This window comes from Halomonas sp. SL18_1, from assembly GCF_055755715.1.
Genome location: NZ_JBVTRK010000001.1, coordinates 251,962 through 269,074 on the forward strand (window position 1 = coordinate 251,962; position 17,113 = coordinate 269,074).

At 67.4% G+C, this 17,113-nt stretch carries 15 protein-coding genes and 1 pseudogene; 3 read left to right on the forward strand and 13 right to left on the reverse strand.

The window, feature by feature from the left end; translation table 11 throughout:
- The first annotated feature begins 207 nt into the window (after positions 1 to 207).
- Positions 208 to 987, forward strand: coding sequence for an MCP four helix bundle domain-containing protein (locus ACSJDS_RS01310; RefSeq protein ID WP_473031787.1), 780 nt, complete (start codon positions 208 to 210; stop codon positions 985 to 987).
- On the forward strand, positions 887 to 1,924 hold the full coding sequence (locus ACSJDS_RS01315; protein WP_473031788.1) for a methyl-accepting chemotaxis protein: 1,038 nt from the start codon (positions 887 to 889) through the stop codon (positions 1,922 to 1,924). Before ACSJDS_RS01310 ends, ACSJDS_RS01315 begins: the two co-directional genes overlap by 101 nt.
- An 82-nt stretch (positions 1,925 to 2,006) precedes the next feature.
- Here the strand turns inward: ACSJDS_RS01315 and ACSJDS_RS01320 are convergent, their stop codons facing one another.
- The 10 genes from ACSJDS_RS01320 to ltnD all read right to left on the reverse strand — a co-directional run bounded on the left by ACSJDS_RS01320 (position 2,007) and on the right by ltnD (position 12,198).
- Positions 2,007 to 2,903 carry an NAD(P)-dependent oxidoreductase gene (locus ACSJDS_RS01320; RefSeq protein WP_473031789.1) on the reverse strand — a complete coding sequence of 299 codons (897 nt, stop codon included), beginning with the start codon at positions 2,901 to 2,903 and terminating at the stop codon, positions 2,007 to 2,009.
- A complete protein-coding gene (locus ACSJDS_RS01325; RefSeq protein ID WP_473031790.1) occupies positions 2,900 to 4,402 on the reverse strand; it encodes an aldehyde dehydrogenase family protein in 1,503 nt (500 codons plus the stop codon). Before ACSJDS_RS01325 ends, ACSJDS_RS01320 begins: the two co-directional genes overlap by 4 nt.
- A gap of 12 nt (positions 4,403 to 4,414) precedes the next feature.
- Positions 4,415 to 5,692, reverse strand: a complete 1,278-nt coding sequence (locus ACSJDS_RS01330) for a TRAP transporter large permease (RefSeq protein ID WP_473031791.1) — start codon at positions 5,690 to 5,692, stop codon at positions 4,415 to 4,417.
- Positions 5,689 to 6,264 carry a TRAP transporter small permease gene (locus ACSJDS_RS01335; protein WP_473031792.1) on the reverse strand — a complete coding sequence of 192 codons (576 nt, stop codon included), beginning with the start codon at positions 6,262 to 6,264 and terminating at the stop codon, positions 5,689 to 5,691. The genes ACSJDS_RS01330 and ACSJDS_RS01335 overlap by 4 nt, the downstream gene beginning before the upstream one ends.
- 54 nt (positions 6,265 to 6,318) lie before the next feature.
- Entirely contained in the window at positions 6,319 to 7,317 is a 999-nt protein-coding gene (locus ACSJDS_RS01340; protein ID WP_473031793.1) for a TRAP transporter substrate-binding protein, read from the reverse strand.
- A gap of 110 nt (positions 7,318 to 7,427) precedes the next feature.
- Positions 7,428 to 8,387 carry a D-erythronate dehydrogenase gene (gene denD / locus ACSJDS_RS01345; RefSeq protein WP_473031794.1) on the reverse strand — a complete coding sequence of 320 codons (960 nt, stop codon included), beginning with the start codon at positions 8,385 to 8,387 and terminating at the stop codon, positions 7,428 to 7,430.
- Positions 8,388 to 8,432: 45 nt separating this feature from the next.
- A complete protein-coding gene (gene otnI, locus ACSJDS_RS01350) occupies positions 8,433 to 9,233 on the reverse strand; it encodes a 2-oxo-tetronate isomerase (RefSeq protein WP_473031795.1) in 801 nt (266 codons plus the stop codon).
- Positions 9,234 to 9,257: 24 nt separating this feature from the next.
- On the reverse strand, positions 9,258 to 9,929 hold the full coding sequence (gene otnC / locus ACSJDS_RS01355; protein ID WP_473031796.1) for a 3-oxo-tetronate 4-phosphate decarboxylase: 672 nt from the start codon (positions 9,927 to 9,929) through the stop codon (positions 9,258 to 9,260).
- Positions 9,926 to 11,257: a 3-oxo-tetronate kinase gene (gene otnK, locus ACSJDS_RS01360; RefSeq protein ID WP_473031797.1), complete on the reverse strand. Its 1,332-nt coding sequence runs from the start codon at positions 11,255 to 11,257 to the stop codon at positions 9,926 to 9,928. The genes otnC and otnK overlap by 4 nt, the downstream gene beginning before the upstream one ends.
- Complete coding sequence (gene ltnD / locus ACSJDS_RS01365) at positions 11,254 to 12,198, reverse strand: L-threonate dehydrogenase (protein WP_473031798.1); 945 nt, start codon at positions 12,196 to 12,198, stop codon at positions 11,254 to 11,256. The genes otnK and ltnD overlap by 4 nt, the downstream gene beginning before the upstream one ends.
- A 152-nt stretch (positions 12,199 to 12,350) precedes the next feature.
- Between ltnD and ACSJDS_RS01370 the strand changes: the two genes are divergently transcribed.
- Positions 12,351 to 13,379, forward strand: a complete 1,029-nt coding sequence (locus ACSJDS_RS01370) for a LacI family DNA-binding transcriptional regulator (protein WP_473031799.1) — start codon at positions 12,351 to 12,353, stop codon at positions 13,377 to 13,379.
- A gap of 81 nt (positions 13,380 to 13,460) precedes the next feature.
- Here the strand turns inward: ACSJDS_RS01370 and ACSJDS_RS01375 are convergent.
- The 3 genes and pseudogenes from ACSJDS_RS01375 to ACSJDS_RS01385 form a co-directional block, all read right to left on the reverse strand.
- Positions 13,461 to 14,485 (reverse strand): annotated as a pseudogene (locus tag ACSJDS_RS01375) (LLM class flavin-dependent oxidoreductase).
- Between the two features lie 192 nt (positions 14,486 to 14,677).
- Complete coding sequence (locus tag ACSJDS_RS01380; RefSeq protein WP_473031800.1) at positions 14,678 to 15,490, reverse strand: universal stress protein; 813 nt, start codon at positions 15,488 to 15,490, stop codon at positions 14,678 to 14,680.
- Positions 15,491 to 15,627: 137 nt separating this feature from the next.
- Positions 15,628 to 16,839: a benzoate/H(+) symporter BenE family transporter gene (locus tag ACSJDS_RS01385; RefSeq protein WP_473031801.1), complete on the reverse strand. Its 1,212-nt coding sequence runs from the start codon at positions 16,837 to 16,839 to the stop codon at positions 15,628 to 15,630.
- Positions 16,840 to 17,113: the final 274 nt, after the last annotated feature.

Here is a 17,113-nt window from a genome sequence, read left to right on the forward strand (position 1 = left end):
GTCAATCGGACCAATGAATGCATACAATCGTCTGTTTGAATCGTTAGGCTTGTACTCTATTGCTAAAGCATAATTTTACTTCCAAAAATTATTGTGCAATATTTGTATAACTAATTGCTGATTCGTGCCGCCAAGCGCACAGCCATCCCCCTTGGCGTCAACAGCACACATCGCGACTCTCCCCCATACACGCCAAGGAGGCTGTGGATGACACTGACCATCAAAGCTCGATTGATCCTGCTGATTGCCCTGCTGATCGCCCTGATCGCCGCCGTCGGCGGCCTGGGCATTCGCGGCATGACCTCGATGGACCAGGCGATCGATACCATCTATGAAGACCGCCTGATCCCAGTCCAGCAGCTGACGCGCATCGACGAGCTGATGCGCGACAGCATCATCGAGCTCAACCAGATCAGCCTCACTCATGATCATGCCGGCAGCGACGCGGCCAGCCGCGCTAACCGGCAGCCCTACCTGAACAGCGTGGATGCCAATCTCGAGACAATGGAGCAGGTCTGGGCGGCCTATATGGGCACCTACCTGACGCCCCGTGAGGCCGAGCTCGCCGAACGCTACGCCGATCAGCGCCGCGCCTTCTTCCAGCAGGGCATCGAGCCGGCCATCGCCCTCTACGAGGCCGGCCGGATCGACGAGGCCTCCGCCCATATGATCGAGGCGACCCGGCCGGCCTTCGTGGCTGCCAACCAGACGCTCCATGAGCTGATCGACCTCCAGACTGAAGTGGCCCGTGCCGAGTACGCCGCCTCCCAGTCGACCTTCGACTTCATGCGCTACCTGACGGCGGCGATGATCGCCCTGGCGCTGCTTATCGGCAGCCTCGGCGGCTGGACGCTGAATCCGCGCCATTACCCGTCCGCTGGAGCGCATGGTCGGCTACTTCCAGGCGATCGCCGCCGGGCACCTGGACAATCGCATCGAGACGGGCAGCCGAGACGAGATCGGTGTCGCCCTGGAGGCGCTCGATGATACCCAGACCCGGCAGCGGGAGCTGGTGGCACGTATTCAGTCCTCCGCCCAGGCCATCCACGCCGCCTCCGGCGAGATCTCCTCGGGCAACCACGACCTCTCCCAGCGCACCGAGGAGCAGGCCGCCAGCCTCCAGGAAACCGCTACCAGCATGGAGCAGGTCGCCTCGACGGTGAAGCAGAACGCCAACAACACCCGCCAGGCCAACGAGCTGGTCCGCGACGCGCGCCAGCTGGCGGATAACGGTGGCGACAAGACCGCACAGGCCATGGGCAAGATGCAGGAGCTCGAAGACAGCGCGGAGAAGATCGGCAGCATCATCTCGGTGATCGACGGCATCGCCTTCCAGACCAACATTCTCGCGCTGAACGCCTCGGTGGAGGCCGCTCGGGCCGGGGAACAGGGTCGGGGATTTGCCGTGGTGGCCGGCGAGGTGCGCAACCTGGCACAGCGCTGCGCCTCGGCCGCCAAGGAGATCCAGACGCTGGTCACCCACGATGGCGAGCTGGTCAAGGATGGCAGTGCCCTGGTCAGGGAGGCCGGCGAGGCCATGGAGCAGGTGATGGGCAGCGTACACCGGGTCTCGGAGCTGATGGCCGATATCAACGCCGCCTCGGAGGAGCAGGCCCAGGCCGCGGAGCAGGTCAGCGTTGCGGTCAGCCAGATGGATCAGGTCACCCAGCAGAACGCCACCCTGGTAGAGCAGTCGGCGGCGGCGGCCTCGTCACTGAAGAACCAGGCGGGCCTGCTGGCGGAGGCGGTCAGCTCATTCCACATGGGCGACAGCCAGACGGCCATCACGACGCCGCAGGCACTCGTCGCGGCAGCGACCGACCTTCCCCATCCATCTGCCCATCCCGTCCCGGAAGCCGACCCCATGCCCCGCGCCAGCCGCCAGCGCAAGGCATCGACAGAGCCCGAGTGGGAGGCGTTCTAAAAGGGCACGGAGCCAAGGAAAGAAGCGAGCTCCCGCTGACGATTGAGAACGAGTGAAAGGCATTCAAGGCCTGACGGTGTCGTCAGGCCTTTTCCTGCAGCGCGCGAATCAGTTCCGGCACCGCCATGCTTTGGTCCTCCACGCCGGCGTAGAGGGCATGCACGGCACCCGCCACACTTCCCTCGACCCCGAGTTCCTCCGTCATGGCGTGGTAATACCCCAGGTCCTTGCTGGCGTTAGCCACGCTAAAACGGAACCCAGAGGGATCACCGGACGCGATGAAGGGTCGCAGCCTCTCCAGCACCACCCCGCCGCCGCCGCCCTTGCCGAGCACCTCGAGCAGCGCGGCGTCATCGATACCGGCCCGCCGCGACGCCGCCGCGGCCTCGGCGAGTACCGCCGAGAAACCCAGCGAGACGAAGTTATGCAGCAGCTTGAGGGTATGACCGGCGCTGACGTCACCCGCATGGGCGATATTCTCGGCGAAGCACGCCAGTACCGGCCGCACCTCGTCGAACAGCGCCTGGGGCGCACCGACGATCAAGTTGAGGTGCCCCTCTTCAGCCTCCTTGGGCGTGCGGGTCATGGCGGCGTCCATAAAGCGGCCGCCGGCCTGGGTGACACGCGCCGCGACCTGTTGCGTGGAACTCGGCAGCGCGGTGGAACAGTCGACCACCACCGCTCCGGGGGCCAGGCCCTCCAGCACGCCGCCAGGCTCGAACAGTACCGCCTCGACCTGCGGCGAGCCGGTCACGCACAGCAGTACCAGCTCGGCCGATTCGGACACCTCACGGGCGCTTGCCCGGGACTGGGCGCCCGCCGCCAGCAGGTCCTCCACCGGCTGATTGCCGGAATGATCGAGAAAGGTCAGCGTATGGCCTGCCTCAAGCAGGTTCTTGGCGATGCCATGCCCCATCAGCCCAACGCCAATCATGCCGATGCGACGTGCGCCGGCAGGCGATTCCAGTGAGCGACTCATCGTGGGTCTCCATGCGTCGGTAACGAGATAAAAGCGCGATCATCATGCTTGATGGCGACGGTCTTGATTCGGGTGTAGCTACGCAGCCCCTCGAAGCCTTTCTCGCGACCGTGGCCGGAGCGCCCCACGCCGCCAAACGGCAGCTCGATGCCGCCACCGGCGCCATAGTTGTTGACGAACACCTGGCCGCTGCGGATGCCTCGGGCCAGGCGCAGCTGGCGGCCACCGTCGCGGGTCCAGACCCCGGCACATAGGCCGAAGTCGGTGGCATTGGCCAGGCGCAGCGCTTCGGCTTCATCGTCGAAGACCTGCACCGCCAGCACCGGGCCGAACAGCTCTTCGCGCAGCACGTCGTGGCCATCGGGAATCTCGGTGAGCAAATGCGGCACCACGAAGTGCCCCTCCTGTGATGCCCCCTCGGCCAGCTGGCCGCGGGCGGCAATGCGGATGCCGTCCGCCTCGGCGGCGGCCAGGCGCGCCTCGAGCCGCGACTTCTGGCGGGCGTTGATCAGCGGCCCGCAGTCGGCGTCTGCCTCGCCGGCATCGCAGCGCAGCGCCGCGAAGCGCTCCACCAGGCGGCCGGTGAAGGCCTCGGCAATCTCGCGCTGTACCAGCAGCCGGCTGCCCGCCGAGCAGGTCTGGCCGGCGTTCTGGATGATGCCTCTCACCACGGTGTCGAAGGCAGCGTCGAGGTCGGCATCGGCGAACACGATCTGCGGCGACTTGCCACCCAACTCCAGGGTCACCGGCACATGGTGCACCGCCGCCGCCTGGGTCACCTGGGTGCCGGTCTCCGGCGAGCCGGTAAAGGAGAGATGGTCGATGCCCGGGTGCGAGGCCAGCGCCGCACCGGCCTCACGGCCTAGCCCCGGCACCACGTTGAGAGCGCCAGCCGGCAGGCCCTGCTGCATGGCCAGCTCGGCCAGGCGCAGCACGCTCAGGCAGGCGTCCTCAGCGGGCTTGAGCACCACCGTATTGCCGGTGGCCAGCGCAGCGGCGATGCAGCGGCCGAAAATCTGCGCCGGGTAGTTCCAGGGGATGATCTGGCCGCAAACCCCGTGGGGTTCACGCAGCGTCATCACCGTGAAGCCGTTTTCGTAGGGGAGGGTCTCACCGTGGAGCTTGTCAGCACCGCCGCCGTAGAAGCGAAAGTAGCGCGCACAGGCAGTGATATCGGCCCGCGCCTGGGTCAGCGGTTTGCCAGTGTCCAGGCACTCCAGTGCAGCTAGGTGTTCGTGGTCGGCCTCGATGGCTGCGGCCATGGCCAGCAACCAGGCGCCGCGTTCACGGGTACTCCAGCGCGCCCAGTCGCCCAGTTCACCCTCGAAGGCACGCCTCGCAGCGCTCACAGCGGCGTCCACGTCCGCTGCCTGGCAGCGGGCGATGCGCGTGGTGATGTGCCCGCTGGCGGGGGCTTCCATATCCAGGGTGGCCTGTGTGGCCTGCCATTCGCCGCCGATCAGCGCGGCCTGGGGCGGCATCGCAGGGCTCTCCATCATTGTCATTCTCCTTTATCCATATACCAGATTGACCAACCCCATGGAGATCCATGGCATATAGGTGATCAGCATCAGACAGGCCATGACCACCAGCACGAAGCGCAGCAGCCAGGGCAGCATCTGGTCCAGTGAGATCTTGGCCACCGCGCAGGCAGCAAACAGGTTCACGCCCAGCGGCGGCGTGATCATGCCCAGCGCCAGGTTGACCACCATCACCAGGCCAAAATGCACCGGGTGAATGCCGAACTGCATGGCGATCGGCGTCAGAATCGGCGCCAGCACCAGGATCGCAGCGGAGGTCTCGATGAACATGCCCACCACCAGCAGCAAGGCATTGACCACCAGCAGGAACATCAGCGGGTTGTCGATGGCGGCGGTGACCGCATTGGCAATCTGCGCCGGCAGGCCGATGCGGCTGAGCAGGAAGCTGAACAGCGAAGCGGCGGCGATGATCAGCATCACCGCGGCGGTGGAGATCACGCTCTGGCGCAGGATCGGCACCAGGTCGGCGAGCTTCAGTTCACGGTAGTAGAAACCGCCGACGATCAGCGCATAGAACACCGCCACCGCCGAGGCCTCGGTGGGGGTGAATACGCCGCCGTAGATGCCGCCGATCACCACCACCGGCATCAGCATCGCCGCCCAGGCGCGCTGGAAGGAGGTGACGAAGCCGGTGCTGTCCTTGTAGTCCTCCTTGCCGAAGCCGCGCGCCTTGCAGAACAGGTAGAGGAACAGGATCAGCGCCCCGCCGATCAAAAAGCCCGGCCCGACCCCGGCCAGGAACAGCTGGCCGATGGAGGTATCGGTGCTGACCCCGTAGAGGATCAGCGGGATCGACGGCGGAATCAGCACCCCGAGCTCCGCTGAAGAGGCCTGGATCGAGGCCGCCAGCGGCCGCGGGTAGCCGTGCTTGACCATCGCCGGGATCAGGATCGCGCCGATGGCGAAGGTGGTCGCCACGCTGGAGCCGGAGACCGCGGCGAACATCATGCAGGTCAGCACGCAGGACATCGCCAGTCCGCCCTGCACCTGGCCGACGATGGCCTTGGCCAGGTCGACCAGGCGCTGGGAGATCCCGCCGGCGGCCATCAGATTGCCGGCCAGGATGAAGAACGGGATGGCCATCAGCGGGAACTTGTCAATGCCGATGAACATCTGCTGCGGCACCAGCAGCAGCGGCAGCCGAGTAAAGAATTCGATGCCGATGATCGAGGCCAACATGATCGACACGGCGATCGGAACGCCGAAGGCAAACAGGATCAGCAGCGAAAGCCCTATGACCAGGTTCATGAGCGCGGGCCTCCCTGGGCGTCATCAGCGATGCCGGGCTGCTCCTGCTGCAGCTCGACCTCCGGGCTGACCTCACTGTTGTCCGGCCCCACCGGCTCTCGCCCGCTGAGCTGAGCGCACAGCCTGGCCACGACCGCCACGATGGCGAAGGCTGAGCCGGTGGGGATCGCCGCATAGGCGTAGGACATGGAGATGTTCATCCCCGACATGGTCTGGTTGCTGACTCTCCCCGTCATCTGGATGCCGAAGTGGATCAGCACTCCCAGCACCAGCAGGCAGCACAGCACGATGGCGGTTTCCAGCCATAGTGCAAAACGTGTGGGTATGACCTTGTAGATGGCCTCCACGGCCATCATGTAACCGCCGCGGAAGGTGGCCGCCGCGGCCATGAAGACGCACCAGATCATCGCCGCCCGCGAGGCGACTTCGGTCCAGGTCGAGGGGGCATTGAACACGAAGCGGGTCAACACCTGATAGAAACTGAGCGTCACCGAGATCACCAGCATGACGATGGCGATGGCCATCGCCACACGCGTCAGCTGGTGCTCGAGGCGCAGAAGTGCAGCGAGCATAGGGTCACCATGGCCAGTGACGCCCCCGGCATACGCCGGGGCTAGAGGGAAGAATCAGCAGCTGGCGGCTTTCTCCTGGATGCGCTCCAGCATCTCGCTGCCATGTTCGGCGGTGAAGATCTCGTAGGCCGGGGCCACGGCTTCCTGGAAGGGGCCAATATCGACATCGGTCTTCACCGTCATGCCGTTCTCGCGCAGCAGCTCAATGCCTTCCTGCTCGAGACGCGATACCTCGCCACGGGTGGCCTCGGCTGAGGCACGGGCGGCCTCGTGGAACCACTCGCGCTCCTCGTCGCTGAGGCCGTCGAGCAGGATCGGCGAGCCGAGCACCGCGGAGGGCGAGTAGACGTGGCCGGTCAGCGACAGGTAGTCCTGCACTTCCCAGAAATTGGTGGCTACGATCACCGTGATGGGGTTCTCCTGGCCGTCCACGGTGCCCTGCTGCAGGGCGGTGAACAGCTCGGGGAATGCCATCGGCGTGGGCCGCGCGCCCATCTGGCGGAAGGCCTCCTGGTGGACCTCGTTCTCCATGGTGCGCACCCGCAGCCCGTCGGCGTCGGCCGGTGAGGCGATCTCGCGGCGGCTGTTGGTCATGTGGCGGAAGCCGTTCTCGGACCAGGCCAGGCCGACCAGGTCGTGGTCGCTCATCTTGGCCAGCAGCTCGTCGCCGAGCTCACCGTCGAGCACGCAGCGCGCCTGGTCGTAGTCTTCGAACAGGAACGGCAGGTCGAGCACGTAGGTCTCGGGCACGAAGTTGCCGAGCGGCCCGGTGGAGGTGATCACGATGTCAACGGTGCCGATCTGCAGGCCCTCGATCATCTCGCGCTCACCGCCCAGCGAGCCAGAGGTGTGCTCGGTGACGGTGAAGGCGCCGTCGGAGAGTTCTTCCAGGGTCTCCTTGAAGGCCTGGGCGCCCACCGCATAGTGGGAGGTGGAAGAGAGCGTATGGCCGAGACTTACCTCGGTGGCGGCCTGGGCCTGCAGGGCCATGCCGACTGTAGCAAGACCACCGATAGCGGCAACGAGTGTGTGGCGTGCAAAGCGTTTGGTCATTGTAGTGCCCTCTTGTGTTGTTGTGAGGGTGGCGATTGTCGGGCGACCGCCCAGCTGAGCGGCGCTACCCTGCGGTGTTTCACTACCTGGCGCGGCAGTGAGGGGACTCATCAGCGCTCGTTAATGAACGCATCGATGATCTGCTTGAAATCGTCATCGCCGGGGAAGCCCAGGCGGTCGGCCTTGGCGGTGTCGAAGCGCGCCGGCCAGCTGGCGATGATCGCTTCGATGCGCGGGTCGGGCTCGTGGCGTACCCGCGCTACCGCCTCGTCGCCGGCCACCTGGCGAAGCGCCTCGAGCATCTCGGCAACCGTGACCGTGATCCCCGGCAGCATGAAGGCGCGGAACTTGCCCAGCGCCTCGCCGTCGACCTCGGCGCCGTGCACCAGCGCCTCGACCACCTTGCCCGGCGACATCACGAACAGCGGCTGCTCGACCGGCACCGGGCAGATCGCTTCCTCGCCGCCCAGCGGCTCGCGCAGGATGCTGGAGGCGAAACTCGACGCCGCGGCGTTGGGCCGCCCGGGACGAATCACGATGGTCGGCAGGCGCAGCACCCGGCCGTCGACCAGGCCGCGCCGGCTGTAGTCGTTGATCAGCAGCTCGCACATCGCCTTCTGGGCACCGTAGGAGTTCTGCGGCTGCAGCGCGGTCATGTCGTCGAGGGTCTCGGGCAGGTCACCGCCGTAGGCGGCCACCGAGCTGGCCATCACCAGCCGGGTCGCGCCGAGCTCGCGGGCACGGCAGGCCTCCAGCAACGCCCGGGTGGCGTCGAAGTTCACCGCCATGCCGAGGTCGAGATCCGCCTCGGCGGCGGAACTCACCACCGCCGCCAGGTGGTAGATGACGTCGGGGCGGGTATCGAGCACGCCGTCCCAGGCGCCGGAGGCGGTGATATCCAGCGCTTGACGATCGAAGGCAATGCCCGAGGTCTCGGGTACGGCGGCCTCGCTCTGGTCGACCAGCGTGAAGCGGGAGATCGGCTGGCCGCACAGCTCACCGCGGGCGACCAGTTGCTGCAGCAGGCGCTGGCCGAGGAAGCCGGCGGCGCCGGTGATCAAGATATGCATGAAGCGTCGCGTCCTGGTTGTCGTTGTGTGTGACGTGATTGACCCTTAGGCCCGTGGCTGGAGCCCGTACTCGCGCCCCCAGTCCAGGCCCTGGCGGGTATCGCCGGCCGGGCGATACTCGCAGCCGATCCAGCCGGCATAGCCCAGCGCCTCGAGGCGCGCGAACAGCGCCGGGTAGTGCACCTCGCCAACATCCGGCTCGTGGCGCTCCGGCACCCCGGCGATCTGCACGTGGCCGACGGCGGGGAACTGGCGCTCCAGGTGGCGCGTCAGGTCGCCATCCATGACCTGGCAGTGGTAGAGGTCGAACTGCAGGCGCAGGTTGGGCTCGCCGACCTCCTCCAGCACCGCCATGGCCTGGGCCTGGCGCGAGAGAAAGAAGCCCGGCATGTCGCGGGTGTTGATCGGTTCGATTAGCACCTCGCGCCCCAGCCTGGCGGCCTCGCGGGCGGCGAAGCGCAGGTTGTCGAGATAGGTGGCGTGATGGGCGGCGCGGGTCGTGTCGTCGGCATCGGCGGGCAGCAGCCCGGCCATGGCGTGGATGCGGGGGCAGCCCAGCGCCTCGGCGTAGCGCAGCCCCTCCACCACCGAGTCGCGAAACTCCGCCTCGCGTCCCGGCAGGCTGGCCAGGCCGCGCTCGCCGGCGTCCCAGTCCCCCGGCGGCAGGTTGAAAAGCACCTGCTCGAGGCGGTGCTCATCGAGCCGCTGGCGCAGCACCCGGGGGTCGTGGGCATAGGGAAACAGGTACTCGACGCCGCGAAAGCCCGCCTCGGCAGCGGCGGCGAAGCGCTCGAGGAAGTCGTGCTCGTGGAACAGCATGCTGAGGTTGGCGGCCAGTCGAATCATCGTGGGTATCCGGTTCGGTTCGCATCAGTCGCGCGGGAAGCGCGCTTCGAGTTCGGCGACCTGCTCCGCCGTCAGGGCGCGCGGGTTCTCGCCGCGCAGCAGCAGGAACAGCTTGGCGGTCTCTTCCAGCTCCTCGGTGGCATACACCGCCGCCTCGAGGCTCTTGCCGGCCACCACCGGGCCGTGGTTGGCCAGCAGCACCGCGCTGTGCTGGCCCGCCAGGCCGCGCACCGCATCGCCGAGGGTCGGGTCGCCGGGCACGTGGTAGGGAACCAGCGGCAGCCGGCCCACCCGCATCACGTAGTAGGCGGTGAGCGGCGGGATGCAGTCGCAGGGGTCGATATCCGGCAGGCAGGAGACCGCCACCGAGTGGGTGGAGTGCAGGTGCACGATGGCACCGGACCGGGGCCGCTCGGCATACATCGCCATGTGCAGGAAGTGCTCCTTGGTGGGCTTGTCACCGCCCTGCCAATCACCTTGGGCATCGAGGCGCGAGATACGCGCCGGGTCCAGCCGGCCCAGGCAGGCGTTGGTGGGGGTCATCAGCCAGCCACCATCTTCCAGGCGCACGCTGATGTTGCCGCTGGAGCCCATGGTCAGGCCGCGGTCGAACAGCGACTTGCCGAGGGTGGCGATCTGTTCGCGCAGCTGACTCTCCTGACCCAGATGAGCACTGGGGGCCTTGCGTTCGCTCATGCCTTGCCCTCCCCGGTCAGCTCATCGAGCACCGTAAAGGCGCGGATGAAGAAGTCCTCACCGCCGAAGTTGCCCGACTTGAGCGCCAGCGACAGCGGCGCCTCGCGGTCCGTCAGCGGCGCCTGGGTCCAGGGCACGCCGGGGTCGATCTGGCCGCCGATGCGCAGCTGGCGAATGCCCAGCGCCGAGACCACTGCCCCCGAGCTCTCGCCGCCGGCCACCACCAGGCGCCCGACGCCTTCATCGACCAGCGTCCGCGCTAGTCGGCCCAGGGCCTGCTCTACCAGCTCGCCGGCACGCGCCACGCCCAGCGCCTGCTGGGCGGCCTTGACCTGCTCGGGGTCGGCGGAGGCGTAGACCAGTACCGGGCCGCCGCTGGCGAGCTGCTCACGGGCAAAGGCCAGGGCGGCATCGAAATGAGCTTCGCCTTCGGCGAGCTGCAGGGGGTCGAGGGCCATGCCGGGATGATGCGCGAGGAACTCGGCCACCTGGCCAAGGGTTGCCCGCGAGCAGCTCCCCGATAGCACCAGCGCGCCGCCAGCGGCCGGCGCCAGCCGGCCCGGCTCGCTGACCTCGGCCAGCCAGCCGCGGCGGCGATACTGCTCTGGCAGCGCCTGCCCCAGGCCAGAGCCACCGGTAACCAACGGATAGTCGACCACCGCCTCGGCCAGCACCTCGAGATCCTGCTCGTCCAGGCTGTCGCAGATCACATGGCGCACGCCGTCTGCTGCCAGGTCGGCCAGATGGGCACGCGTCGCCTCGCTGCCTCGCGCGAGTGTCGGTCGCGCTGCCAGGCCAACAGCATGCGGCGTCTGGCGCCCCAGCACCCTGACCAGGTCGGCATCGGTCATCGGATTGAGCGGGTGGTGTTGCATGCCGCTGTCGTTGAGCAGCCGGTCCCCGACGAACAGGTGGCCCTGATAGACGCTGCGGCCGTTGGTCGGAAACGCCGGCACCATCACGGTCTGGCCGCCGCCCAGCTGCTGCCCTGTTTCTGTCGCCCGAAGCCGCTCCACGAGGGCATCGGCCACCGGGCCGATATTGCCCGCGTCGGTGGAGTCGAAGGTCGAGCAGTACTTGAAGAAGCACTGACGTGCGCCGCGCGCCTGGAGCCACTCGAGCGCGGCCACGGAGTCGGCCACCGCCTCGTCCACCGGGCAGGAGCGCGATTTCAGCGCCACCACTACCGCGTCCACGTCGTCGAGGTCGAGCGCGTCGTCGGGCACGCCGATCAGCTGCACGCAGCGCATGCCGGCGCGCACCAGGTTGTTGGCGAGATCGGTCGCGCCGGTGAAGTCGTCGGCGATGGCACCCAGTACCAGGCTCATGCGTCACCTCCTGCGTCGGCGTCATTGGCGGCCTCGGGTAGCGCGATGCCCGACAGCCGCTGGTAGACCTTGATCACCGCCGCGTCGTCTTCACGACCGAAGCCGGCGCCCTTGGCGGCGGTGAACTGCTGCAGGGCGCTCGCCGCCACCGGCGTGGGCATGGCCAGCTCGCGGCCGGTCTGATGCACGATATTGAGATCCTTGACGAAGATGTCCACCGCCGAGAGCGGGGTGTAATCGCCTTCGAGGATATGCGGCACGCGGTTCTCGAACATCCAGGAGTTACCCGCCGAGTGGGTGATCACCTCATACACGGTGTCCGGGTCGAGGCCCATGCGGATGCCCAGCGCCATGGCCTCGGCGGCGGTGGCGATATGCACCCCGGCCAGCAGCTGGTTGACCAGCTTCATGCTCGAGCCGACACCCGCGTCATCGCCCAGGCGGTAGACGGTGGCGGCCATGGCATCCAGCACCGGCCGGGCCTTGTCGAAGGCGGCGGGGTCGCCGGACGCCATCACCGAGAGGTCACCGCTGCGCGCCTTGGCCGCCCCGCCGCTGACCGGGGCATCGAGCATCGCCAGCCCCTCGGCGGCCAGCCGCTCGCCCAGGCTACGCGCCTGGCTTGGCGCCACGGTGGCGCACTGGATGACCAGGCTCCCCGCGGCAAGCTTGCCCGCCAGGCCCTGCTCGCCGAACAGCACCTGCTCGACCTGCTCGCCGTTGACCACCAGCAGCACCACCACCTCGCAGTCGGCCAGCTCGGCGGTCGAAGCCACGCTGCTGCCGCCCTGGGCCGCGAAGGACTCGCGAGCCGTGGCCGACAGGTCGCAGCCGGTCACTGTCAGGCCACGCTCATGGAGCGCCAGCGCGGCCCCCATGCCCATTGCCCCCAGGCCGACGACACCCACGCGTGGAACTGTTTGAGGGCTGCTATGGCTCACGTTGATCTCCTAGGCCAGGTGTCATGATGCCCAATCAAGCCGTCAGGGAGTGTCGGCTTGGTCGAGCTGGTAGCGCTAACATGGTAGCGCTAACATCTCTTTTAGTAGAGGTAGCGGTTATCATCAAGGATAGGCTTGCAAGGACACGACCAATGTCTAAGACATCTCCACCACGTCGGCGGCGCAGCTCGGCACGCACGACCCTGGCCCAGGTTGCCGAGGCCGCGGGGGTATCGCCGATCACGGTCTCGCGGGCACTGAATACGCCGGAGCGCGTCAATACCGAGACTCGGCAACACATTCTGGCCACCGTCGAGCGGCTCGGCTATGTCCCCAACCTAGTGGCAGGCAGCCTGGCGTCGGCCAGTTCACGCTTTATCGCGGTGATCGTGCCGTCGCTGGCCAATGCGGTGTTCATCGAGGTGATCCAGGGACTGCAGGAGACCTTCGAGGCGGCCGGCTACCAGATTCTGCTCGGCAACACCGACTACGACCTCGACCGCGAGGCCCAGCTGGTGCGTACCTTCCTGGGCTGGTCGTGCTCGGCGCTGGTCACCGCCGGGCTGCGCCACAGCGACGCCTGCCGTACCCTGCTGCAACAGTGGGACCATCCGATCATGGAGGTGATGGAGCTGGGCGAGGCGCTGGATCTCAACGTGGGACTGGATCACACCGAGGCCGGCCGCTGCATGGCCCGCCACCTGCTGGCCCGGGGGTACCGCCAGATCGTCTATGTGGGCGCCCGCATGGCCGAGGACTACCGCGCCGGCATGCGCTATGCCGGCCACGGCGAGGTGCTCAAGGCTGCCGGCCACGAGGCCCCCTTGATCGAACTCGAACAGCTAGGCAGCCTGAGCGCCGGCGCCATGGGGCTCGAAGAGGTCCTGAAGCGGCATCCTCGAGCCGATGCCATTCACTTCTCCAATGACGACTTGGCGAGTGGCGCCCTGCTGCATGCGCAGCGCCTGGGGCTGGCAGTCCCCAAGGACATCGCCATCGCCGGCTTCAATGGCCTTCCGCTGGGGGAGTTCGTCACACCGCGATTGACCACCATCCACTCGCCCCGTGAGACCATGGGGCGAGTGGCGGCGGAAGAGGTGCTCAACCGGCTGGCCGGCAAGCGGGTGCGTCGTCTTCAGCATGATGTCGGATTCAAGCTGCGCATAGGCGAGAGCTGCTGATGCCGGTGCCCTCTCGAGCCGCGCCAAAGGCATACCGCCAGGGCGCCTCGTGCCGCGCCGCATGGCTGAGGCGGCCGCCGATCAGCCGGACTGGGCCGCTGCGACCACGGGGGAGCGCGGCTCGAGTCCGCCGACGATCTCGTAGCTGCGCAGGCGATCCTCCAGGGCGAACACGTCGGTGTTGAGCATCAGCTCGTCGGCGCCGGTCTGTTCGAGGAAGTGCTCGAGGCCTTCGCGAACGGTCTCGGGGCCGCCGATGATGGCGGCGCCCAGAAACTGCTGCAGCTGGGCTTCCTCGACGGGCGTCATCGCCAGGTGTTCCACCGGCGGCTTGGCGCAGGTGCGCGCGCCGCGGATCATCCCCAGGAACTTCTGCTTGGCGGTGGTGGCCAGGTACTCGGCCAGGGCGTCGTTCTCGGCGGCGATCACCGGCAGGCCGACCATGGCGTAGGGGCGCGCGAGCACCTCGGAGGGGCGGAAGCTGTCGCGGTAGAGGCGCAGCGCCTCGAACAGATAGCCGGGGGCGAACTGGGCGGCGAAGGCGAAGGGCAAGCCGAGTCGGGCGGCCAGCTGGGCGCTGTAGCCGCTGGAGCCGAGCAGCCAGATCGGCACTTTCGCGCCCTGACCGGGGACGGCGCACACGCGCTGGCCGGGCTGCTCGTCACCCAGGAAGCCTTGGAGCTCGGCGAGACGCTGAGGGAAGTCGTCGACACCGGCACGGGGATCGCGGCGCAGGGCGGCCATGGTCGCGCCATCGGAGCCCGGCGCTCGCCCCAGGCCCAGGTCGACGCGCCCCGGATAGAGCGCCTCCAGGGTGCCGAACTGCTCGGCAATCACCAGCGGCGGGTGGTTGGGCAGCATGATGCCGCCGCTGCCCACCCGAATGCGCTCGGTGACCCCCGCCACATGCCCGATCAGCACGGCGGTGGCGGCGCTGGCGATGCCCTCGATGCCGTGATGCTCGGCGAGCCAGAAGCGGGTGAAGCCGAGTCGCTCGGTCAGCTGCGCCAGGGCCACGCTCTCACGGAAGCTGTCGGCGGCGCTGCCCCCTGGCGAATCGGCGCCAGGTCGAGAACGGAAAGCGGTGTATCGGCGAGTCGAGGCATGGAAGCTCCAAATTGTTAGCCTGCTGATGACTCCCACCATCGGGGCAGCGGCGGCGATATGCAATCCACCGCGTGACACGGCGCCCGCGTCGCACACTCGGTTGCCGTTGGCTCAGGCGCCAAAATGCCAGCGCAAGGCATCGACAGCGCCCGAGCGAGAGGCGTTCTGGCGGGTGGGCCGGGGGCGTCGTCCTATGGCCTGAGGATCGCCACCGGGCATCGCGCCTCATGCAGCACCGCATGGCTGACGCTGCCGCTGATCACCCGGGCCAGGCCACTGCGTCCGTGGGTGGTCATGGCCAGCAGGGTGTTCTGGCAGTCGCCCAGGTAGTCGACGATGGCCTGGGCCGGGTTGCCGTGCAGCACTTCCCAGTCGGGGTCGAGGCCATCGGCCTGGTGCACTCGCCTGGCCAGGCCGTGCATGTAGCTGGACTCCATCACATCGCCCTGGGCGCCCTCTTCCGTGACGTCGTCCGCCGACTCCTTGCCGAGTACCTGCAGCAGCTGCAGGCGCGCCCCAAGCTGGCGCGACAGTTCGACCGCATGGGGCAGCATGGCCTCGGAGAGCGTCGAGCCGTCCACGCAGACCATCACCGTATCGATGCGCCGGATCGCCTCCGGGTCGAAGCGCGGGCCGCGTACCACCACCGGTGCACCGGCTTCCCGCACGGCCTGGCCCGCCACGCTGCCGAGGAACAGCTCGGAGGCGGGATGCCGCCCATGGGAGGTCAGGCAGAGCAGGCTGTCCGGCTGGGAGGCCAGCCGGGCCAGCACGGCAGCGGGGCTCTCCCCCACCTCGACGTTCAGCGACTCGGCGTATTCGCTCAGCCGATGGCGCTCGAGCAGCTGGAGGAGCGCCTCTCGATGCCGCTCGGCGCGCTCTGCCGAGCCGGCCACGGAGGTCAGCAGCAGCCGGGCCGAGAGCTGCCGCTGAAGCAGTTCGGCCAGCATGATGCCGCGCAGGGAGTAGACCGACTCGTCGATCGCCACATGAATGGTCAGCATCTCAGCACCTCCATAGCCTCTGCCAACGACTGTCCGAGCCTCGCCGACTCCTGGCAATCTGCCACCGGAAACCGCGTCTCGACAGCCCCTTCGCTGCAAAGCAGTGTAGCAAGTGCCGCGGTTCTCGACGCTGGCGCCTAGGGCCGCTTCTCGGAAGCCGCCTCGCCATCTGGCCGCCGTGGCAACCCGAAGGGACGGTGCAGCAGCTGGTAGGCCAGGACCCCCACCACCACACCCCAGAAGGCGGAGCCCAGGCCCAGGAAGCTGATGCCGGACGCCGTGGCGATGAAGGTGATCACCGAGGCCTCCAGGTGCCCCTTCTGGGCGGCGAAAGCGCTGATGTTGCTGGTGATGGCGCCGATCAGCGCCAACCCCGCCAGAATCGCCACGAACTCGCCAGGCAGCGAGGTGAAGAGCAGCACGATGGTGCCGGCGAAGGTGCCACCCACCAGGTAGAAGACGCCATTGGCCACTCCGGCCACGTAGCGCTTGTCGGGATCCTCGTGGGCCTCCTTGCCGGTGCAGATCGCCGCGGTGATGGCCGCCACTACCGTGGTAATGCCGCCGAAGAAGGCGGTGGCGAAGGAGGTCAGGCTGGTCAGGGTGACGATGGGTTTGGCCGGGATGTTGTAGCCGGAGGTACGCAGGATCGCCATGCCCGGCAGGAACTGCCCGGTGAGGCTGACCAGCACCAGCGGGATCGCCAGGCTCAGTGTGGCGTTCCAGGTCCACTCGGGGCGGATGAACTGCGGCTCGGCCAGCTGCACCGAGACCCCGCGCAGGCTAGCCCCTTCCAGCACCACCGCCAGCACCACACCGACGATCAGCAGCAGGATCAGGCTGTAGCGGGGGGTGAGCCGCTTGAAGGCCAGGTAGGCGACCAGCATGCCGATGGCCAGGGCCGGCACCGGCTCAAGCGACAGGAAGACCCCGACGCCGAACTGGAAGAGGATGCCCGCCATCATGGCGCTGGCGATGCCCGGCGGGATCGCCTGGATAATACGGTCGAAGGAGCCGGTGATACCCACCACGAAGAGGAGCGCCGCGGCGGTGAGGTAGGCGCCCACCGCCTCGTTCAGCGACAGCCCCGGAAAGAGCGTGACCAGCAGCGCCGTCCCCGGTGCCGACCAGGCCGTCACCACCGGCACCTTCAGCCACAGGCTGAGCAGGATGCCGGAGAGACCGGCACCGATAGAGATCGCCCAGACCCAGGAGGTCATCATGGCCGTCGAGATCTCCGCGCTCTGGGCCGCCTGGAAGAAGATCGCCAGGGGGCCGGAGTAGGAGATCAGCACCGCCACGAAACCGGCGGTCAGGGCGGGGATCGACCAGTCCTTGTGCAGTTGCATTTCAATTTCCTATTACAGGTGATAGGCGGTTTAGCCAGGCGAGGCCTCACTATGCGGCCTTGAGTCGGCTGGTTGTTATACCCGCTCCCAGAGAGCTATGTTCGACATCCCGGTTTCCTGTCGAATAACCTCCTTGGGCCTATCCCAAGCGCATCTCACTGCATATCAGGGAGGAGAGCAAGGCTCCATAGAATCGTCGTGAGCTTCCACTCCTGTCGGGTGTTAGGAGATTCTGGCGCTCGCCGAAAGGGCTAACCAATATCGTGTGCGTAAC